At 67.9% G+C, this 20,537-nt stretch carries 18 protein-coding genes; 9 read left to right on the top strand and 9 right to left on the bottom strand.

Annotated features, from left to right (window positions below; translation table 11 throughout):
• Positions 1-37: 37 nt before the first annotated feature.
• Together AC6CHX_RS03920 and AC6CHX_RS03915 are read right to left on the bottom strand one after the other, a co-directional pair.
• Positions 38-1,762, bottom strand: a complete 1,725-nt coding sequence (locus tag AC6CHX_RS03920; protein ID WP_498271697.1) for an ABC transporter substrate-binding protein — start codon at positions 1,760-1,762, stop codon at positions 38-40.
• Between the two features lie 46 nt (positions 1,763-1,808).
• Positions 1,809-2,822 carry an ABC transporter permease gene (locus AC6CHX_RS03915; RefSeq protein WP_498271696.1) on the bottom strand — a complete coding sequence of 338 codons (1,014 nt, stop codon included), beginning with the start codon at positions 2,820-2,822 and terminating at the stop codon, positions 1,809-1,811.
• 193 nt (positions 2,823-3,015) lie between these two features.
• Here AC6CHX_RS03915 and AC6CHX_RS03910 point away from each other — a divergent pair, with 193 nt between their 5' ends.
• Together AC6CHX_RS03910 and AC6CHX_RS03905 are read left to right on the top strand one after the other, a co-directional pair.
• Positions 3,016-4,482 (top strand): chlorohydrolase family protein, encoded by a 1,467-nt coding sequence (locus tag AC6CHX_RS03910; RefSeq protein WP_498271695.1) that lies wholly within the window; start codon positions 3,016-3,018, stop codon positions 4,480-4,482.
• Positions 4,483-4,500: 18 nt separating this feature from the next.
• Positions 4,501-5,166 carry a GntR family transcriptional regulator gene (locus AC6CHX_RS03905; protein ID WP_136043695.1) on the top strand — a complete coding sequence of 222 codons (666 nt, stop codon included), beginning with the start codon at positions 4,501-4,503 and terminating at the stop codon, positions 5,164-5,166.
• A gap of 15 nt (positions 5,167-5,181) precedes the next feature.
• Here AC6CHX_RS03905 and AC6CHX_RS03900 read toward each other — a convergent pair whose 3' ends face one another.
• A complete protein-coding gene (locus AC6CHX_RS03900; protein ID WP_136043696.1) occupies positions 5,182-6,186 on the bottom strand; it encodes an isopenicillin N synthase family dioxygenase in 1,005 nt (334 codons plus the stop codon).
• Positions 6,187-6,355: 169 nt separating this feature from the next.
• Here AC6CHX_RS03900 and efeU point away from each other — a divergent pair, with 169 nt between their 5' ends.
• The 3 genes from efeU to efeB are packed head-to-tail and all read left to right on the top strand — an operon-like array spanning position 6,356 to position 9,872.
• Entirely contained in the window at positions 6,356-7,300 is a 945-nt protein-coding gene (gene efeU / locus AC6CHX_RS03895) for an iron uptake transporter permease EfeU (protein ID WP_498271694.1), read from the top strand.
• Positions 7,297-8,529, top strand: a complete 1,233-nt coding sequence (gene efeO / locus AC6CHX_RS03890) for an iron uptake system protein EfeO (protein ID WP_498271693.1) — start codon at positions 7,297-7,299, stop codon at positions 8,527-8,529. Before efeU ends, efeO begins: the two co-directional genes overlap by 4 nt.
• Positions 8,530-8,567: 38 nt before the next feature.
• Positions 8,568-9,872 carry an iron uptake transporter deferrochelatase/peroxidase subunit gene (gene efeB, locus AC6CHX_RS03885; protein WP_498271692.1) on the top strand — a complete coding sequence of 435 codons (1,305 nt, stop codon included), beginning with the start codon at positions 8,568-8,570 and terminating at the stop codon, positions 9,870-9,872.
• A gap of 6 nt (positions 9,873-9,878) precedes the next feature.
• Here efeB and AC6CHX_RS03880 read toward each other — a convergent pair whose 3' ends face one another.
• Together AC6CHX_RS03880 and AC6CHX_RS03875 are read right to left on the bottom strand one after the other, a co-directional pair.
• Positions 9,879-10,757 (bottom strand): serine hydrolase domain-containing protein, encoded by an 879-nt coding sequence (locus AC6CHX_RS03880; RefSeq protein ID WP_498271691.1) that lies wholly within the window; start codon positions 10,755-10,757, stop codon positions 9,879-9,881.
• Positions 10,754-11,896 carry an acyltransferase family protein gene (locus AC6CHX_RS03875; RefSeq protein WP_498271690.1) on the bottom strand — a complete coding sequence of 381 codons (1,143 nt, stop codon included), beginning with the start codon at positions 11,894-11,896 and terminating at the stop codon, positions 10,754-10,756. Before AC6CHX_RS03875 ends, AC6CHX_RS03880 begins: the two co-directional genes overlap by 4 nt.
• A 111-nt stretch (positions 11,897-12,007) precedes the next feature.
• Between AC6CHX_RS03875 and AC6CHX_RS03870 the strand changes: the two genes are divergently transcribed.
• Together AC6CHX_RS03870 and AC6CHX_RS03865 are read left to right on the top strand one after the other, a co-directional pair.
• Positions 12,008-13,234 carry an LLM class flavin-dependent oxidoreductase gene (locus AC6CHX_RS03870; RefSeq protein WP_136043701.1) on the top strand — a complete coding sequence of 409 codons (1,227 nt, stop codon included), beginning with the start codon at positions 12,008-12,010 and terminating at the stop codon, positions 13,232-13,234.
• 1 nt (position 13,235) lies between these two features.
• A complete protein-coding gene (locus AC6CHX_RS03865; RefSeq protein ID WP_136043702.1) occupies positions 13,236-13,880 on the top strand; it encodes an FMN reductase in 645 nt (214 codons plus the stop codon).
• 140 nt (positions 13,881-14,020) lie between these two features.
• Here the strand turns inward: AC6CHX_RS03865 and AC6CHX_RS03860 are convergent, their stop codons facing one another.
• Both AC6CHX_RS03860 and AC6CHX_RS03855 read right to left on the bottom strand, forming a co-directional pair.
• Positions 14,021-14,737 carry a response regulator gene (locus AC6CHX_RS03860; protein WP_498271689.1) on the bottom strand — a complete coding sequence of 239 codons (717 nt, stop codon included), beginning with the start codon at positions 14,735-14,737 and terminating at the stop codon, positions 14,021-14,023.
• Entirely contained in the window at positions 14,734-16,023 is a 1,290-nt protein-coding gene (locus AC6CHX_RS03855) for a sensor histidine kinase (protein WP_498271688.1), read from the bottom strand. The genes AC6CHX_RS03860 and AC6CHX_RS03855 overlap by 4 nt, the downstream gene beginning before the upstream one ends.
• A 144-nt stretch (positions 16,024-16,167) precedes the next feature.
• On the opposite strand from AC6CHX_RS03855, the gene AC6CHX_RS03850 reads away from it, so the two are divergent.
• Positions 16,168-17,604: a cation:dicarboxylate symporter family transporter gene (locus AC6CHX_RS03850; RefSeq protein ID WP_498271687.1), complete on the top strand. Its 1,437-nt coding sequence runs from the start codon at positions 16,168-16,170 to the stop codon at positions 17,602-17,604.
• A 55-nt stretch (positions 17,605-17,659) separates the two neighbouring features.
• On the opposite strand, the gene AC6CHX_RS03845 is transcribed toward AC6CHX_RS03850, so the two are convergent.
• Together AC6CHX_RS03845 and AC6CHX_RS03840 are read right to left on the bottom strand one after the other, a co-directional pair.
• Positions 17,660-17,836, bottom strand: coding sequence for a DUF5302 domain-containing protein (locus AC6CHX_RS03845; RefSeq protein WP_017830923.1), 177 nt, complete (start codon positions 17,834-17,836; stop codon positions 17,660-17,662).
• 31 nt (positions 17,837-17,867) lie between these two features.
• Positions 17,868-18,452 (bottom strand): DedA family protein, encoded by a 585-nt coding sequence (locus AC6CHX_RS03840; RefSeq protein WP_498271686.1) that lies wholly within the window; start codon positions 18,450-18,452, stop codon positions 17,868-17,870.
• Between the two features lie 140 nt (positions 18,453-18,592).
• Here AC6CHX_RS03840 and AC6CHX_RS03835 point away from each other — a divergent pair, with 140 nt between their 5' ends.
• Positions 18,593-20,533, top strand: coding sequence for a GDSL-type esterase/lipase family protein (locus AC6CHX_RS03835; RefSeq protein ID WP_498271685.1), 1,941 nt, complete (start codon positions 18,593-18,595; stop codon positions 20,531-20,533).
• The last annotated feature ends 4 nt before the right edge of the window (positions 20,534-20,537 follow it).

The raw sequence follows: 20,537 nt of genomic DNA, 5'->3' as shown, positions 1-20,537 counted from the left end.
GTCGGCCCCGTCCTTTCCGGAGGTGTCGTGTCGGGCGTTACTGCTCGACGCCGATGGTGGACAGGTCGATGCTTCCGAAGAAGTACCCCACCTGGGCGTTGTGGATCTTCGAGCCCACGACGCTGTTGGTGAAGGTGCGGATCAGCGGAACGAGCGGGTACGACTCCATGGCCTCGTTGTAGAGCTCCGCCCACTGGGTGTTCAGCTCTTCGGAGGTGCCGTTGGTGTTGCGCAGCTCGTACATGTCGCCGGAGAGCTTCTCGTCGTAGAAGCGCGAGATGTTGCTGAAGCCGTATGTCGTTCCGTCGAGGCTCGGCCCGATGTTGGGATCGACCGTGGTCCGGGTGGATCCGGAGGCCGCACCACCGCACCAGCCGGCGCGGGCGATGTCGGGCATCTCGTCGCTGGCGAGCACCGTGTAGTAGTTCGCCGCCGGGATCGGCACGAGCTGCAGATCGATGCCGAGCTCGGCGAAGTTCTGCTGGAGCACGGTGCCGAGGTTCTTGTACCGGTCGATCGCGTTCGAGTATCCGTACGTGAGCGAGGCCGGAACGTCCTTGCCCTCGAGCAGCTTCTTCGCGGCGTCGAGCTGCGGGGCGCCGTCGATGTCGAGGTCGGTGGTCTCGGCGACGTAGCCGACCTGAGAATCGTTGAGGTACGAGTTGGTGAGCTTGCCGAAGCGCGCACCGCCGTACTGCACCTGGATCGCCGCACGGTCCATCGCCAGGGCGAGCGCGTGGCGCACGTCGGGGTCGGTGATGGTCTCGGTGTTGAAGTTCAGCACGTCGGTGCAGCCGAGCAGCCCGGAAGCGGTGCGGTCGGCAACGGACGACTCGGTGAGTCGTGACGTGTCCGAGGCCTGCAGGGCGCCGTTGGAGTCGAGTGTGATCGCGGTGGGGTCGGCGTCGGAGATCAGCTGCTGGCTGATGGTCGCCTGCGCGGTCGAGAGGGAGAACGTGAAGGTGTCCGGGAGGGCGGTCCGGTTCTCATCGGTCGCGGGGTCCCAGGAGGGATTGCGCACGAGCTTCAGCTCCCGGCCGCGGTCGTAGCTGGAGATCATGTACGGGCCCGAAGAGATCGGGTGGTTCGTGTAGTCGAGCATCGTGTCCTTCGCCTGCGGGACCGGCGCCGTGTTGGAACGCGACACGAGTGCGGCGAAGTCGGGGTTCGGCTGCTTCAGATGAAAGATCACCGTCTTGTCGTCGGGGGTCTCGACGGCCGTCAGCTCGCCGCCGCCCGAGTACGGGCCCTTGTAGTCATCGGCGTCGAGAGCAGAGTTCAACTCCTGCGGCGCCTGGGTGAAGACGTCGCGCGCGAACGTGCGGGCGATGCCGTATTTGACGTCGGCGGCGGTGATGGGCGTGCCGTCCTCGTACTTCAACCCGTCCTTGAGGGTGTAGGTCCAGGTGAGGCCGTCCTCCGAGGCGGTGCCGGTATCGGTCGCGAGGTCGCCGACGATCGTGGGCGGCTCTCCGGCTGTCTCCTTCGCCATCGTGAGCGTGCGGTAGTAGAGCTGGCCGACGTTCGCGGTCTGCACGTAGTTGCTGTTGCCGGGGTCGAGGGTCATGAAGTCGCTCGACATCAGGACGTTGACGTTGCCGCCGGCCTCGTCGAAGCCCGGCTGCACGATGTGTGCCGCATACGGGTCCTTCGAGCCGGTGGGGGCGGATTGCCCGTTCTGTGCGGTGACGCTGGTGCAACCGGTGACGACCAGGGCGATGGCCACGGTCGCAGCGGCGAGCAGGGGACTGCGGTGTCTCATGACGCGTTCTCTTTCGGTGGGGGTCGGGATGTCAGGTCGGGGAAGGTCAGCTGCGGGAGGCCTTGGGATCGAGCGCGTCGCGCACGGCGTCGCCGAGCAGGTTGAAGGCGAGCACCGTGATGATGAGCGCGGTGCCGGGCACGATCAGGAACCAGGGGTCGCTCAGATACCAGTTGCCCGCCTGAGCGGCGTTGAGCATCTGCCCCCAGGAGGGCGTCGGGTCCTTCACGCCCACGCCGAGGAACGACAGTGCGGCTTCGGCGGAGATGTTCGCGGGGATCATCATGGTCGCGTACACGAGCACGACCCCGAGCACGTTCGGGATCACCTGACGGAAGATGATCGTCCGGTGCGAGGCGCCGTACGACTTCGCCGCCTCGATGTACTCCTGCTCGCGGATGCTCAGCACCTGGCCGCGCACGACTCTGGCCAGGTACGCCCAGCCGAAGAACCCGAGGATCAGCACGAGGGAGGCGATGGGGACGAAGCTGCCCTGACCGAGCGGGGTGTCCCGCAGCCGCGACTGCAGGATCGGGGTGAGCGAGAGCACCAGGAGAAGATGCGGGAACGCGAGGAACAGATCGATGATGCGGCTGATGACCATGTCGACCTTGCCACCGAAGTAGCCGGCAGCGGCGCCGAGCACGGTGCCGAGGACGACCGAGACCACGGTAGACAGAAGGGCGATCAGCAGCGAGACCTGCGCTCCGTAGGCGATGCGCGCGAAGATGTCGCGTCCGAGTCCCGGCTCGACCCCGAGCCAGTGCTCCACGGACGGGTACATGTACGCGGGGAGCGGCAGGCCGGGGGTGTTGAAGTTGTCGAGCACTTCGGGCCCGGTGTTCGTGGTGAACGGATCCTGCCCCTCGATCGCGACCAGCACGGGGGCGAGCAGGGCGAAGAGCACGATCGCCACGACGACCCCGAAGGAGGCGAGTGCGACCGGACTCCGACGAATGCGCAGCCACGCCGTCCCGAGGAGCGAGCGTCCGGTCGCGATCTGCGGCGGCGCGGTGGGCAGCGCCTCCGTCTTCGGGGTCAGCGTCTGGGTGTCCGTCACGATCTTCCTTGATGGCTCGGGGAGCGGGTGCTCAGAATTGTATACCAGCACTGGCCAACTTGGGATACCAAATTCTCGAGACGTCAATACGGCGCCAATTTAGTGGGGGATTCAAGGGGGGGGCGGTTGAGGGGGGTAGGCGCGTGAGATAGTTTTTGGATACCAAACCGCATCTCAGATCATCGGGGCTCTCATGCGCACACTGCTCACCGCCGACCACGTCCTGGTGTTCGACGGCACCTCACATGCAGAACTTCGGCAGGGGGCCGTGATCGTCGAGGACGATGTGATCGCCTATGCCGGTCCGGCTGAGGAGGCGCCGTCGGACGTCGACGAGCGCATCGACCTCGGGGAGAGCCTGCTGATGCCCGGGCTCATCGACCTGGACGCGCTCACGGACATCGACCATCTGATCCTGGACGCGTGGGGCACCCACGAGCAGGCGGCGCGACTGCAGTGGTCAGAAGGCTATTTCGATCGTCGACGGCATGTGTTCGACGAGGAGGAACGCGCGCGAGTCCGGGAGATCGCGCTCGTCCAGCTCGCGCTGCACGGCATCACCTCGTACATGCCCATCGCCTCGGAGGTGCACTCGGCGTGGGCCGAGTCGGCGACCGACCTTCACCGGATGGCGGAGTTCTCGCGGAAGCTCGGGCTGCGCGGCTTCCTCGGTCCGTCCTATCGGTCTGGCGTGAACGTCGTGACGGCGTCGGGCGAACGCGTGGTGCGGTTCGCTCCGGAGGAGGGTGAGGTCGGGTTCGCCGACGCCGTCCGATTCCACGACGAACTGGCTGCACTCGACGATCCGCTGCTGACTCCGGTCTTCCTGCCCTGCCGCATCGAGACCTTGACTCCTGCGCTGCTTGCGGCGACCGCAGCGGCGGCTGCCGAGCGCGGCGCGATCGTCCGGCTGCATGCGCTGCAGGGCGAGGTCGAGCGCGAGCTCGTCCTCCATGCCCACGGCTGCACTCCGCTCGACTTCATCGAGAAGATGGGTCTGCTGAACGATCGCCTCATCGTGCCGCACGGCGTGTTCCTCGACGTGAACCCGCGGGTGCACGGCGAAGACCGTGGCGACCTCGCCCGACTGGTCGATGCTGGGGTGTCGATCGTGCACTGCCCGCTGACGAACGCCCGCTACGGATCCGAGCTGGAGACGTTCCAGCGCTACCGGCAGGCCGGAGTGAACATCGCGCTCGGTACGGATTCGTTCCCGCCCGACCTCGTCCGGGGCATCGACACCGGGGTGTCGGTCGCGAAGGTGCAGAATGGCAGTCTGGCTGCCGGCGACCTCGCGGGTTATGTCGACGCGGTGACGCTCGGAGGGGCTCAGGCGCTTCATCGGCCGGATCTCGGTCGAATCGCCCTCGGCGCCCAGGCCGATCTGACGGCGTTCCGGCTGGACGACGTGCGGATGGGTGCCGTCGATGACCCGCTGCGCACCCTGGTCCTCAACGGCACGGCGCGCGATGCGTGTCTGACGATGGTCGCCGGTCGGGTCGTCATGCGAGACGGGAAGATCGACGGGATCGACCTCGACGCGATCCGCGCCGACACGCAGATCCTCTTCGCGCGGATGCGGAACGCCTACACTGGGCGCGACCATCTGAGCGGAACGACGGACGAACTCTTCCCTCCGGTCTACCCCCTTCATGCCTGACACCCGAGAGGTTCCGCGATGAGTTCCGACAGCATGATCACCGACGGATCCGCCCTCGCCGAGCGGGTCTATCGCGGCGTGCTGCGCAGGATCATCATCGGCGAGCTCACGCCGGGATCCTGGCTGAAGGAGCGGGATCTGTCGGAGCGGTTCGAGGTGTCCCGCGTCCCGGTCCGGCAGGCGCTCCAGCGGCTGGAGGTGGAGGGTTTCGTCGTCACGACCCGAAACAAAGGGGCGAGTGTGACGCCGGTGACCAGGGCAGACGTCGAGGAGCTGTATGACGCGCGGCTGTGCATCGAGCCCTATGCGACGCGCCATGCCGCGCAGCGTGTCCACTCGGGAGCGGCGAGCGCTGACCGGTTGCGCGAGCTCCTCGAGCGTGCGCTCGCTCCGGGTGAGACGGCGGAGTTGGGGGAATCGAATCTCGGGTTCCACCTCGAGATCGTCCGCCTCTCCGGGAATCGCATCCTCGAACGCAGTCTGCTGCCCATGCTCGGCCGGATGCAGTGGATCTTCGGGATCACGCACGCCACGCGCGAGCAGGAGCACGCGGTGGAGCACCAGCAGCTGCTCGACGCCATCGTCGCCGGTCGCGGCGAGGTGGCGGCTGCGCAGGCCTACGCGCACATCGACCAGGGGCGCGAACCCATCATCGAAGCTCTCGCGAAGGCGCTCGACTGGTAGCGACGGTCGTTCGGGTCAGGCCGTCGCGCCCACGAGGTCGGCGTGGTGGATCGCAGCGACGTCGGGGTGGGCGCGCAGGCGCGACTTGAGGGCGTTCTCCCCATAGAGGGCATGGATCGGGTTGTTCGGATCCTTCGTGACGCCCTTCGCCTCTGCCGCGAGCTCGGGGGGAAGCTCGATCAGCGGGAGGCGCTGGTCGAGTGCGGGGTTGAAGAAGAACGGGATCGAGATCCGGTCGTTCGGAGCCTTCGGTGACACGACGCGGTGGTTCGTCGCCTTGAGGTATCCGCCGGTGGCGTACTCCAGCAGCTCGCCGATGTTCACGACGAAGGCGCCGGGCACCGGGGGCGCATCGACCCAGGTGCCATCGCGCTCGACCTGCAGGCCGCCCTTTCCGGGTTCGACCCAGAGCAGCGTGAGGACGCCCGAGTCCTTGTGCGCTCCGACGCCCTGCTGCGGCTCGGGTTCGTGGGTTCCCGGGTAGCGGACGATCTTGATGAGCGTCGAGGGCTCACCGAAGTGATCGTCGAAGTAGGTCTCATCGGCTCCGAGCGTCTGCGCCCACTCCCGCAGGAGACGCCGGGCGACGTCGGACAGGGTCGCGTGCCATTCGGCGACGACCTCCTGCAGCTCCGGCTGTGCCGCGGGCCACAGGTTGGGCCCGACGAGACGGTTGAACGCCGGACCGCCCTCGACGGGCTCGCGCTCGGGTCCGATGTCGATCTGCTCGCGCCAGTCGACCTGGCCCTGGGTCCGCTCGCCGCCGATGCGGGTGTAGCCGCGGAAGTGCGGGCTGTTGACATTCTCGATGGCGAGCTTGTCGGCCTCGGGGAGCGCGAAGAAGTCGAGGGCGGCGCGGTGCAGGCGCGCCTCAAGCTCGGGGGAGATGCCTGTGCCGGTGAGGTAGAAGAAGCCGACGTCGTGCGTCGCCGCCCTGAGGTCGTCGCGGAATCGTGCGGCGGCCTCCGGGCCTTCATCGAGCTGGGACAGGTCGAGGATGGGGAGCGAGAGTTCAGCCATGGACCGAGGGTATGTCGGCTTTCGTGACGGGAGGGCGACTGTTGCGCCGCGTTACCGTCCGGGGTCACCGGTGGGCAGCATTCGGTGTTCCGGAATGATGCGAACGCGGTGCTAGAGTCCTTTAGGTAAGGGCTGCCTTACCTCAATCGTCGCTATAGAAATCGTCTCCGTGCTCGCCACTTTTCTCATCGGCCTCCGTGAAGGTCTGGAAGCCGCGCTCGTCGTCGGCATCCTCGTCGCCTACCTCCGCCGCCTCGGCCGGAAGGACGCGCTGCCGAAGATGTGGGTCGGTGTCGGCCTCGCCATCGTCCTGGCCCTGGGTATCGGTGCCGTGCTCACCTTCGGCGCCTACGAGCTCACTTTCGAGGCGCAGGAGCTGATCGGCGGCGGGCTCTCGCTGCTCGCCGTCGCGATGGTCACGTGGATGATCTTCTGGATGCAGCGTGCCGGACGCACCATGAAGGCGACGTTGGAGGGTGGCATCGATCGTGCGCTCACGGTCGGCGGACTCTGGGCGTTGATCGCGATCGGCTTCGTGTCAGTCGCGCGGGAGGGTATCGAGACGACGCTCCTCCTCTGGTCGATGGTGCAGGCCTTCGGCGACGCGCCGTCCGCTCTCCTCGGCGCTCTGCTCGGGCTCGCGGCCGCCGTCATCATCGGCTGGCTCATCTCGCGCGGGGCCGTGAAGCTCGATCTCCGCCGCTTCTTCGCCTGGACCGGCGGCTTCCTGGTCATCGTCGCCGCCGGGGTTCTCGCCTATGCTCTGATGGATCTCCAGGAGGCCGGCGCCTTCCCCGGCCCGTTCACCAGCGCGGCGCCGCTCGATCCCGCCACCGGGGCGGTCGCGATCGGGTGGGCGGCGTGCCCGTTCGGCTGGGCGTTCGACGTGTCGTCCGCCATCGCACCCAGCGGTGCGCTCGCCGCCGTGCTGCAGGCCACCGTCGGCTTCATGCCGGCGATGACCTGGTTGCAGGTCATCGCCTGGACTCTCTACATCCTCATCGTCGGTTCGCTGTACGTCCGCGGTCTCCTGTCGCGCCGTGCGCCGAAGCCCCGTGCTTCGACCGAGCTCGAATCCGACACGACCCCTCTCTCACCACAAGGAGCAGTATGACCACCTCTCATCGTGTCCTGGGGGCGCTCGCCGCCGCGGGCGCTGCCGTCCTCGTCCTGAGCGGCTGCGTCGCGAAGAGCGATGTCGCGGCCGGTGCCGCGTTCGACGTCTCGTCGACCGATGGCGACTGCGCGGTCTCGGCGGCCACGGCGAAGAGCGGAACCCTCACCTTCGACGTGAAGAACGACACGGATCAGGTCTCGGAGTTCTACCTGCTGGCCGAGGACGGTCTGCGCATCGTCGGTGAGGTGGAGAACATCGCGCCGGCCGCCTCGCGCACGCTGACCGTGGTCGCGCAGCCCGGCGACTACTTCACGCTGTGCAAGCCCGGCATGCTCGGCGACGGCGTCGGAAAGGCGGCCTTCACCGTCACCGGTGACCGCATCGCCGTCGACGGTCCCGATGCCGAGCAGAAGCAGCAGGCCGTCGACCTCTACGCCGCGTTCGTCAAGGACCAGGTCGGCCAGCTCGTCCCGGCCGTCGAGGAGTTCGTCGCGGCGTACGAGTCAGGAGATGATGAGGCCGCCCGCGCGAAGTTCCCGCTGACCCGTGCGTTCTACGAGCGCATCGAGCCGGTCGCCGAGGCGCTCGGAGACCTTGATCCGCGAATCGACTACCGCGAGGTCGACGCGGTGGCCGAGGGCCTGGACTGGACGGGGTTCCACCGCATCGAGAAAGACCTGTGGGTGCCGGCGCAGGACGCGCTCAACGCCGATGGTGAGACCCCGGCCTGGCAGGATTGGGCTCCGTCGACGCCGGCAGAGCGCGCTGACTTCGGCGACCTGCTGCTCGCCGACGTGCAGGAGCTCTACGACTATGTGCATTCCGACGACTTCACGACGGCTCTCGACGATCAGGGGATCGGAGGCATCTCGAACGGCTCCATCGCACTGCTCGACGAGGTCGCCACGGGCAAGATCTCGGGCGAGGAGGACTGGTGGTCGGGCACCGACCTCTACGACTTCGCGGCGAATGTCGAAGGCTCGAAGATGGCGTTCTCGCTGGTGAAGGACTTCGCCGCGGCACAAGGCGACGACGGTGAGGCACTCGTCGCGGAGATCGAGGGCGGCTACGCCGCGCTCGAGGAGTCTCTCGCCGCTCACGGCTCACTGACCGACGGCTTCGTCGGCTACGCCGAACTGACCGAAGACGACAAGCGCGAGTTCACCGACCTGATCAACGCACTGGCCGAGCCGCTCTCGCAGCTCACCAGCACCGTCCTCGACTGAACAGCGTCGAGCGGAATCGAACGGATACCATCACGGACGTGAACGAACCAGCAGCGGAGGCCTCGCCCGACACCTCATCGGCGGGTGAGGTCTCCGCTTCCGGCGGGCTGAGCAGACGCGGACTCCTCGGCCTCGCCATCGGCGGTGGCGTGGCCGGGCTTGCGGTCGGGGCTGGCGCGGGCCTGACCGGGGGAGTGGCGCTGGGCCGGGCGCGCGCCGCGGAGGACGCGCATTCGGCGTACGAGTTCTTCGGGACGCACCAGGCCGGCATCACCACGCCGGTGCAGGATCATCTGCATTTCGCGAGCTTCGACATGATGCCGCGCAGCGACCGCGACGATCTGATCTCGCTGCTGCAGGATTGGTCGTACGCCGCGGCCCGTATGTCGCAGGGGCTCGAGGTCAGCGCGAGCGGCGCCGTCGGCGGACCCGCCGAAGCACCGCCGGACGACACCGGCGAGGCGCAGGGACTCCCGGCCTCCGGCCTCACGATCACGTTCGGGTTCGGGCCCGGCCTCTTCGAGAACGAAGACGGCGACCGCTACGGGATAGCCGCGCGGCGTCCACCGGGTCTCGAACGGCTCCCGCCATTCCTCGGCGACGATCTCGACCCGCAGGCCTCCCACGGAGACCTCTGCATCCAGGCCTGCGCCGACGACCCCCAGGTCGCCGTGCACGCGATCCGCAACCTCAGCCGTATCGCCTTCGGGCGTGCGCGCCTGCGCTGGTCGCAGCTGGGATTCGGCAAGACCTCGCGCACGACCGCCGCGCAGGCCACGCCCCGCAACCTCTTCGGCTTCAAGGACGGCACCGCGAACATCCTCGCCGATGACACCGAGGCCCTCGCCGACCATGTGTGGGTGTCTGAGAAGGACGAACCCGCCTGGCTCGCGGGTGGCTCGTACCTCGTCGCCCGCAAGATCGCGATGCTGATCGAGACCTGGGATCGTGTGCGCCTGTCGGAGCAGGACGCGATCATCGGACGTGACAAGGGGGAGGGTGCGCCGCTCTCGGGTGGAGACGAGTTCACCCCGCCCGATTTCCACGGTCGTGCCATCGACCCGAACAGTCACGTGAGCCTGGCGCATCCCGAACAGAACGACGGGGTGCGGATCCTGCGCCGCGGCTACAACTACGTCGACGGCAACAACGAACTCGGACGCCTCGACGCCGGACTCTTCTTCCTGTCATACCAGCGCGACCCCGCGCAGTTCATCTCGCTGCAGAGGCGGCTGTCGACCGATCTGATGAACGAGTACATCCGGCACGTCGGCTCGGGGATCTGGGCCGTGCCGCGAGGAGCGACCCCCGGTTCGTACGTGGGCGCGCAGCTGTTCGCCTGACTCTGCTCAGACCCCGTGTCGGGCGGTCTCGAGGATGTCGACCACCGTGGCGGCCATCTCATCCGCGCGGAAGTGGTCGGCAGCGGTGATGGTCACGACCGCGTCGTCGAGGAAGATCAGCAGCTGGCCGTGTGCGCCGTGCAGCCGCCACCCGCGTCCGGGACCGCCCCAGCCGGCGAGGGCGTAGCGGTCGTAGCCGGGGTTCGGCCCGGCGACGACGCCGTTCTCGTGCATCGCATCGATCCACTGCGGCGAAACCAGCTGCTCGCCCCGCCACCTCCCGCGGTCGCGGATCAGCAGGCCGATCCGCGCCATCTCACTCGTTCGCAACGGAAGCCCGCCGCCCGCTTCGATGCGTCCGTTCGGGCTCCGCGCCCAGGCCACGCCATCGATTCCGAGCGGGCGGAAGAATCGGGCGTCCAGGTAATCCCCCACATCTCCGACTCGCGCGGCGAGTGCCGTCATCGCGGTGTAGGTGCTGGCGTTCGAGTACTGGAACACCCGCCCGCGCGACGGCCGACTCAGGAACTCGCGGGCGAGGTCCGGCCAGTCCGTCATCAACGTCTCGGACCACGGCAGGTCGATGCCGCTCGACATCGTGAGCAGGTGGCGCAGGGTGACCGCGTCGGCGTCGTCACCGAGGTCGAAGTCGGGCAGGTACGTGGCCACGGGCACATCGAAGGAGATCGCGCCCTCATCGGCGGCGATCGCGGCCGCCAGCACGCATACGCCCTTGGCGACCGAATGCACGTCCTCGCGCACATCGGGCGTCCAGCGGTGGTCCGCCTCGCCGGTTCCGATGCGCACGTGGAGTCCGTGCGCGTCGAACCCCGAAACGGACGCGGCCTCGACGATGCGGTCGCGGACTGCCTCGGCGACGGTCATCGAGAGTCGGCCCGCGGTCGTCGCGATCCGGTGGGGTCGTTTCGGCGTCCTTCCCGCGATGTGAGCGCGGGGTCGGCGAAGAGCCAGCGGGGGCGAGGCTCGACGAGTGGCCGGAACACCCAGCGCACCGGCTTCGTGGCCAGCAGCAGTGCGACGACCACGGAGAGCGCCGTCACCAGCGGCAGCCAGATCCACGTCGGCTCCAGATCGCGCAGCGCGCCCGTCTCGCGGAACGGATAGAGCACGAACGAGTGGAGGAGGTAGACGTACATCGTGTATTGGCCGAACGTGGTCCACCAGTACGAGCCGCGCGGGATCAGGGCGAAGAAGGCGGCGCACAGCAGGACCGCCAGCAGCATCAGGGCGATGCGGATCGCGCCGGCCCACCACTGGTCGCCGACCAGGTCGGAGTACGAGTCCTCGTAGAACAGCCAGTGACGCAGGTCGACGGCCTGCCACAGTGGCAGCCAGTTCCACGCCGCCCAGCCGACCCCCGCGAAGACCGCGACCGCGGCGACCCGAATCCACCAGGGACGGAAATCGAGCAGGCGGAGCCGATCGACGATGTCGTGCTCGCGCAGCCACCAGCCGAGCGCGAAGAACGGCAGGAGACCGAGAGTGCGGGACAGCGAGAACGTGCTGTCGACGTTCGGAAGATAGCCGGAGCCGATCGAGATCACGACCGTCCACAGCAGTGGCCAGCGCAGCAGTGCGAGATAGGGGAGCACCAGCCGGAAGATGCCGAGCGCGAGCAGGAACCACAGGGTCCAGCTCGGCTTCGTGAAGTTCGGTGTCGCCTCGCCCTCGACGAGCCACTTGGTGAGCGTCCACAGGGTCTCGAAGATCACGTACGGGAGGATGATGTCCGTGATCACCCGGGCCATCTGCGTCTTGGTGGGCGTGCCCGACTTGGAGAAGTAGCCGGAGATGATCGCGAACGCCGGCATGTGGAATGCATACAGCGCCAGGTAGAAGGCGAAGGCGATGTCCGAATCGTAGATGAGTCGCTGGATCGCATGCCCCAGCACGACGAGGACGATGCAGATGTATCGCGCGTTGTCCCAGAAGGGCACGCGCCGGCGTTTTCGCGGGATCGATCCTGTGGTGGGCCCTGAGATGTCCGCGCCGGTACTGCTCATCGTTCGAGGCTACAGGCCGGGAATAAAGTTGCGATGAGCGCGTTGACACATATACATTCAAATGAATAGAAACGGATGCGGGTCATCCGGTTCGGAGAACACGGAGCAATCATGAGCGAGCAGTCAGGCGCGCAGGCGATGCAGTTCGGCATCATGTCGGTCAGCGACATCACCCGCGATCCCACCACGGGCATCACCCCCAGCGAGCAGGAGCGCATCAAGGCGACCACGGCCATCGCCGTGCACGCCGAAGAGGTCGGCCTCGACGTCTTCGCGATCGGCGAGCACCACAACCCGCCGTTCTGGTCCTCCAGCCCGACAACCTTCCTGGCGGCCCTGGCCGCGCAGACCGAGCGCCTCATCGTGTCGACCTCGACGACGCTCATCACCACGAACGACCCGGTGCGCATCGCCGAGGAGTACGCGATGCTACAGCACGTGTCCGACGGGCGCATGGACCTCATGCTCGGGCGCGGCAACACCGGACCGGTCTACCCCTGGTTCGGTCAGGACATCCGTCAGGGACTCCCGCTCGCGATCGAGAACTATGCGCTGCTGCACAAGCTGTGGCGTGAAGACGTCGTCGACTGGGAAGGAAAGTTCCGCACCCCGCTGCAGGGCTTCACCTCGACGCCGCGCCCCCTCGACGGCATCGCGCCCTTCGTGTGGCACGGCTCCATTCGCACTCCGGAGATCGCCGAGCAGGCCGCCTACTACGGCGACGGGTTCTTCGCGAACAACATCTTCTGGCCGAAGGAGCACTACCAGCGGCTCATCGAGCTGTACCGTCAGCGCTTCGAGCACTACGGTCACGGCACTCGGGAGCAGGCGATCGTCGGCCTCGGTGGACAGGTGTTCATGGCAGCCAAGTCGCAGGACGCGGTGAACCAGTTCCGTCCGTACTTCGACAATGCGCCGGTGTACGGTCACGGGCCGAGCATGGAGGACTTCACCGAGATGACGCCGCTGACGGTCGGTTCGCCGCAGCAGGTCATCGATCGCTACGCCGGCATGCGCGAGCATTACGGCGACTACCAGCGTCAGCTCTTCCTCATCGACCACGCCGGTCTCCCGCTGAAGACGGTTCTGGAACAGCTCGACATCCTCGGGTCCGAGGTCGTGCCGGTGCTGCGCAAGGAGCTGGCGAAGGACCGCCCGTCCTCCGTGCCGGACGCACCGACCCACGCCGCCCGGGTCAAGGCCGAGTTCGGTGACGGTCCGACGCGCCAGGCTCGCCCCGGCGCCAACCGCGGTGACAACCTCACCGGCGACTCGCCTTACCAGGACAGCCCGGCACCCGCCGGGGCGGCGTTCGGGCTCGGCCGGAAGGAGGCGTGAGATGACCTCGCGTCGTATCGCCGTCGTGGCGGCGGGGCTCTCGAACCCGTCGTCCACCAGGATGCTCGCCGATCGGCTGGCCGCGGAGACGGTGAAGGCCCTCGCGGAGCGCGACATCGAAGCCACCGTCGACGTGATCGAACTGCGCGACTATGCGCACGACATCACGAACAACATGCTCACGGGGTTCGCGCCCCAGGCGCTGGAGACCGCGATCAACACGGTGGTCTCCGCCGACGCGCTCATCGCCGTCACGCCGATCTTCTCGACGAGCTATTCGGGGCTGTTCAAGTCGTTCATCGACGTGCTCGACCCCGATGCGCTCACCGGGAAGCCGGTTCTGATCGGCGCGAACGCAGGTACGGCTCGGCATTCGCTGGCGATCGACTATGCGATCCGTCCGCTGTTCGCCTATCTGCACGCCGAGGCCGTCTCGACGGGCGTGTTCGCGGCATCGAGCGACTGGGGCGATTCGGGTGACGACGTCGCTCCGCTCGCCAAGCGCGTGGAGAAGGGTGCGCGGGAACTCGCTGATGCGATCGCACGGAAGGAAGCGACGACGGTCGTGGACCCCTACGATCCCGCGACGTACCTGGGCGAAGGGCGCTCTTTCGGGCACATGCTGGGCGGTCTCGCCGGAGAGTGATCCGCCTTCCTCCGACCAGAAACGCGCCGAACGCCCGAAGAGGGCGTGCGGCGCGTTTCATCGTTCGGGGAGATCACATCACGACCCGCAGATCGGCCAGGCGTCGCCCTGCATCGGACCGGTCCGCGAAGATCAGTCGGTCACCGGGCCGCGAGTCCACCGTCGCCCACCCCGTCCGCTTCCTGTCGCCAGGCATACTCCGTCTCGGGGCGGCCTCGTGCGCCACGACGGGCGGTTCGGAGAACGACCCCCTCGGCGGTCAGGTGCTCGAGGTACCGGCGGGTCGCCACCCGGGAGAGCCCGAGCCGATCAGCGGCTTCGCGTGCCGACAGCGGCCCGTGCGCGCGCAGCTCCACCGTGACGCTCTCCAGAGACGTGGACGACAGTCCCTTGGGGAGCGGGATCGCTCCGGTCGCACGGCCGAGCAGCGCATCGATCTCCGCCTGCGTGGCCTGGCCTCTGGTCGATCGCGCTTGCTCCCGATGAGCACGGTACTGCTCCATCCGCTCTCGGAACACCGCGAAGGGAAACGGCTTGACGAGGTACTGGTGCACGCCCAGCGCCGCCATCTGTCGGACGCTCTCCGCATCGCGGACGCCGGTGATCGCGATCACGTCGGTGGCGGCGGCACGGGCGCGCAGTGTGCGCAGGACGTCGATCCCGGAGCCGTCGGGCATGGTGATGTCGAGGAGAACGAGGTCGAACGCGACGGCACCGGGGTTCCTCAGCACGGCATGCATCGCTGCGCGGGCACTGCTGCATTCCCCGGCAACGATGAATCCGTCGAGCCGGGCCACGTAGTCCCGGTGCAGTTCGAGGGTCAGGGCGTCGTCGTCGACGATCAGTGTGCGGATCATGGTTGCGACGTCCGGGATTGCGCGCCGGGGAGCACGACGCGGAACATCGTGGGGTCGTCGCTCACCGTGACCGAACCGCCGACACCCGTGACCACGGAGCGCACGAGTGCCAGCCCCACGCCGCGTCCCTGCGCATCGGCGGGCTTCGTGGAATAACCCTGGTCGAAGATCCGCTCGCGGAGGGACTCCGGTATGCCGGGGCCGCTGTCAGATACTTCCAGCACGATGCCCCCGTCGCCGGTCGGACGCAGCAGCACCTGCACCCACCTGTCGTCGGACTCCGCTGCCGCATCCATCGCATTGTCCACGAGGTTGCCGAGCACCGAAACCGCGTTCACGGGTGACAGCGGGGTGCGCGGTGTGTCCGGCTCGATGCGGACACGCCAATCGATGCCGCGCTCCTTCGCCTGGGACGCCTTGCCGAGCAGGAGAGCGCCCACGGCGGGGTCCCCGTGGCGGCGGGCGGTCACCTGATCGACGAGCGACTGACTCTGGCGCGACGTCTCCGTGAGGATCTCGATCGCCTCCGCTGTGCGCCCGAGCTCCAGCAGCGCGACCGCGGCGTGCATCCGGTTGCCGTGTTCGTGGGTCTGCGCGCGCAGCGCCTCGCCCAGCGTCCGGATGGATTCGTACGACGACACGGCATCCCGCAGCTGCCCCGGCGGAAGGTCGCCGGCGATGCGCCGGGTCAGCCGCCGAGCGATCACGGCCCCGCCGGCACCGAGCGCGACCAGCCCCACGGTGATACCGAGTGAGAGGGGCAGTCGTCGGAGCAGGGTGTCGCTGATCGATTCGGTCGTGACGCCGGCGGCCACCCACCCGATGAGCTCTCCGCGGGATGTGGTCACCGGCGCGATCGTGCGAACCGATCGTCCGAGCGTGCCGGTGAACTCTTCCGTCAACGTGCGAGCTGTCGTCGGGATGGTGCCGAGGTACTGTTCACCGATCCGGGTGAGGTCGGGGTGCGTGATCCGGATGCCGTCCGGCGTCATGATCGTGATGAAGTCCAGTTCTGCGTCCTCGACGACGACGTTGGCATACGGTTCGAGCGCAGCGGTGACCGCCTCATCCTCGTCATCGACCTCCGCCTGCAGACCGGCGACGACGGCGGGGGAGTGCGCGAGTGCGACAGCTGTGGCTGCGGTCACGCGCTCGGCTTCGGCCCGGATGGCACGCTGCGCCTCGACCACGAGGAACACCGCCACCAGTGCACCGACGACCACTGCCGCGCCGAGCACGACGAGGAACACACGCGAGGCGATGCTGCGTCCGGAGGTGTGCGGCATCGCTTCCTCCGCTCGTCGATGGTCGGTGTCGAGACCAATACGACCACAAATCGCATCGGGGTGGGCGGTGGACCACCGTGAGAACCGATCGGCGGTGCAGAAGCCGCCATTCCGACGAAGCCGTCGACGATCGAGGAGGAAGCCATGGCGCTCACAACAGGATTCGCACTGCCGAAGTTCAACTGGCGACGAGGTAAGCACGCGTGGGACCGGCACACCTGGCTGTACGTGTCGGTGCTGATCGCCGTCGTGCTCGGCGCGGTGGTCGGGCTCATCTGGCCGGAGGTGGGCCGTGGGTTCGAGGCGCTGGGCACGGGGTTCGTCGCACTGATCAAGATGATGATCGCCCCGATCATCTTCTGCACGATCGTGGTGGGCGTCGGATCCATCGCCAAGGCCGCGACGGTCGGCAAGATCGGCAGCCTCGCACTCCTCTACTTCATGGTGATGTCGACGTTCGCCCTGGCGATCGGACTCGTCGTCGGGAACCTCATCCATCCGGGTGCGGGGCTCGACATGGCGTCTTCGTCTTATGACGCGGTCGAGGCGGAGGCCAAGACGACGCAGGAGTTCATCCTCGGCATCATCCCGACCACGTTCTTCTCCGCCTTCACGGGAGAGAGCGTGCTGCAGGTGCTGTTCATCGCCTTGCTCGTCGGGTTCGCCCTGCAGGGACTCGGCGAGCGCGGCGCGCCGATCATGGAGGCGGTCAAGCAGCTCCAGAAGCTCGTCTTCCGCATCCTCGGGATGATCCTCTGGCTCGCACCCATCGGCGCCTTCGGGGCGATCGCCGCCGTGGTGGGCAAGACCGGCGTGGCGGCGATCTGGAGTCTCGGGACGCTCATGGTCGCGTTCTACATCACCTGCATCCTGTTCATCGTCGTGATCCTCGGCGTGATGTTGTGGGCGGTGACGCGGGTGAACATCTTCGCCCTCATGAAGTACCTCGCGCGGGAGTACCTGCTGATCGTCGGCACATCGTCTTCGGAGTCGGCCCTGCCTCGCCTCATCGCGAAGATGGAGTTCGTCGGTGTGTCCAAGCCCGTCGTCGGCATCACGGTGCCGACCGGATACTCGTTCAACCTCGACGGGACCGCGATCTACCTGACGATGGCCTCGCTCTTCATCGCCACGGGGATGGGGCAGCCGATGTCGATCGGCGAACAGATCGGACTGCTCGTGTTCATGATCATCGCGAGCAAGGGAGCGGCCGGCGTGACCGGTGCGGGACTGGCGACACTCGCCGGAGGTCTGCAGGCGTATCGCCCCGATCTGGTCGACGGGGTGGGCGTGATCGTCGGCATCGACCGCTTCATGTCGGAGGGGCGCGCGCTGACGAACTTCACCGGCAATGCCGTGGCGACGCTCCTGATCGGCACGTGGACCCAGCAGATCGACCGCGACCGCGTGCGTCGGGTGCTGAGCGGTGAGCTTCCCTTCGATGAGTCGCTGCTCGACGGCGTCGACGCGCACGGGCATCCGGATGCGCCTCAGGGCGCGGACGTGCAGGAGCTGCGGGAGGCAGCCGTGACGGAGATGGCGGCGAAGGAGGAGCGGGCAAGGGCGCGCGCGGAACGCTGACGAGAGGAGTGAGGGATGCGGGAGCCGCGGTGAACGGGCTCCCGCATCCGCGCGGTCAACCGCTCTTGCGTCGGAACTCGCGCCGGGTCTGCGGGGCGTTCGCACTGTGCACGGCGGAGTCGCCATCCAGGTGCGCCTCGCCCTGCCGGTGGTGCGCGTTCTTCTTCTCGAGCGCTTCCTTGAACTTGCGCTTCATCTCCTCAGACGAGGAGGCGCCTTCTTCGGTGCTCATGACCCGAGCCTAGAGCACCGGCCGCGGCGGGTCACCCTCTCGTGCCGCGCAGGATGCGATCCAGCAGCACGCCCAGACCGAGCGCGATGACGATCGACACCGGGACGGCGACCAACGGCCCGCCGGGAAGGACGGCGGCGACCAGGACGCCCACAGCTGCCTGGTACAGCGCCCATCCGGTCGCGGCCACGGCGACCAGCGCGAGGTACCGCGATGGGTGGATGCGCGAAGCCCCGGCGACCAGGTTGACCGCCAGCCGTGCGAAAGGAACGAACCGCGCCGTGAAGAGCACAGTGGCCGTCCCGTCGTCCAGGCGCCGCCGTGCCCATCCCAGTGCCTGCTGCACACGAGGCGCCCTCATCCACCGCCAGCGATCGGTCCCGACGATCCGGCCGACCAGGTAGCAGCAGGCGTCTCCGATGGTCGCGGCCGCCGCGGCGCAGACGATGACACCCCACAGCGGCGGGGTTCCGGTCGTCACAGCCAGCGCCCCGAGCGCGGTCACCGCGATCTCGCCCGGCACGACGACGAAGAAGGCGTCCCCGACCACGAGCAGGCTCATCAGCGCCAGGCTCCATGGGCCGGTGAGGGTTTCGGCGAGCAGATCCGTCGACACGTCGCCCACTGTGCCCTCGCACGGTGAACGGCAACCAAAGAGCACATAGCCGGTGACCCGTCGCCCAGCATCCGGTGAACATCCGGTGCCTCAGGCCGTTTACGGCAGGTGCGCTCTCGGAGCTCGGTCATCCTGAGGCTGTGAGAGTAGCGATCGTCACGGAGTCCTTCCTTCCGCACATGAACGGCGTCACCGGGTCTGTGCTGCAGATCCTGCGACACCTCGAGCAACATGGGCACGACGCCCACGTGATCGCGCCCGCCGCCGCGGGAATGCCCGAGGAGGTGCACGGTGTGCCGATCGAGGCGATCCCGAGTCTCGCGCTTCCGGGGTATCACAGCGTCAGGGTCGGCACGTCGGGAGTCTCGCGCATCGCCTCCTCCCTGCGCCGGTTCCAGCCCGACGTCGTGCATCTCGCCTCGCCGTTCGCACTCGGTTGGCGCGGGGTGCTCGCCGCCGAGCGGATCGGTGTCGCCCGCGTCGCCGCGTACCAGACCGACGTCGCGGCCTACACGGAGCGCTATCGGGTCGCCGCGGCTACCGGAATCGCTCAGACACACATCGCGCGACTGCACCGACGAGCCACGTTGACGCTCGCGCCCTCTGCGGATTCCGCCCGGCAGCTGGCCGGACTGGGAGTCGATCGTGTGCGCCGCTGGGGGAGGGGCGTCGACGCGGAACGCTTCCAACCGAGTCGCCGGGATGCTGCGCTGCGTGCCGGGTGGGACGCCGAGACCGTGATCGGCTACGTCGGCCGCCTCGCTCCGGAGAAGCAGGTCGAGGACCTCGCCGTGCTCCACGACATCCCGGGCACTCGATTGGTGATCGTCGGAGACGGCCCGAGCAGGGCGCGATTGGAGGCGCTGCTCCCGAACGCGCTGTTCCTCGGCCACCTCGCCGGCGCTGCGCTCGCCGCGGCCACGGCATCGTTCGACGTCTTCGTGCACCCCGGCGAGAGCGAGACGTTCGGGCAGACCCTGCAGGAGGCGCACGCCAGCGGGGTTCCGGTGGTCGCGACCGGTCGCGGCGGACCCCTCGATCTCGTCCGCATGGGGGTCGACGGGTGGCTGTACCGTCCCGGTGACCTCGGTGACCTGCGCATGCGCGTGGCCGATCTGGCAGGGGATGCCCGCAAACGGCGTGCATTCGGCGAAGCCGGCCGAGAAGCGGTGCAGAGTCGCAGCTGGGCGAGTGTGTGCGAGCAGCTGCTCGGCCACTTCGAGGAGGCTCAGCTGCTGCAGCGGGTGGATGCGTCTTCGCGCGCTCGCCGCGTCGCGAGGCCCGAGTCGCCGCCGCCTGTCCCCGCACGCCGTTGGCGCCGCTTCGTCGCCCTGGGCGATTCGCTCACCGAGGGCCTGTGTGATCCCGCGCCGGACGGAGCCCTGCGCGGATGGGCCGATCGGCTCGCGCTGCTGCTCGCCGCACAGGGCGGGCTGCACTATGCGAATCTCGCGATCCGATCCAAGCGCGTGAGCGATGTGTCGGGTCGACAGCTGGAGCGTGCGCTCGAGTTGCATCCTGACCTCGTGTCGATCCTGATCGGTGCGAACGACCTGGTGAAGAGTCATGTCGACGTCGCAGCGCTCGCCGCGGAGCTGGAGCACACCGTCGTGCGGCTCCGGGCGGTCGGTGCGGATGTGCTGCTGGTCACTCCCTTCCTGCCGGGTCGTCGAGCGGCTGCCATCTACGCACGGCGGTTCGCGGCATTCGCGACCGCGATGACGGGGATCGCGGCGCGCACCGGAGCGATCCTGATCGACACGGATCTGCATCCCTCACTGGGCGAGCGGCCGAACTGGGGTGAGGATCTGGTGCATCTGAGCAGTCGGGGGCACCGTTTCCTGGCGTATCGTGCCGCCGAGATGCTGGGGGTTCCCGATGCGGATGCGCTGGGCGTCCTCGACGCCGCCCTGCACGAGCACGAGCCGATCGGCGCGGGCGTGTGGTGGCGCCGGCATGCGCTGCCGTGGGTCTGGCGTCGCCTGCATGGCCGTGCGGCAGGTGATGGTCGAACCGCGAAGCACGACGACTATGTGTATCTCGGGCGTTCGTCCGCGACGCGATGGGCGAACGTCGGCTGATCCT

The sequence above is a fragment of the Microbacterium sp. GQ128 genome, assembly GCF_059758615.1.
Note: the sequence above shows the minus strand (reverse complement) of the source record. Positions and strands in the feature narration are given on the sequence as shown.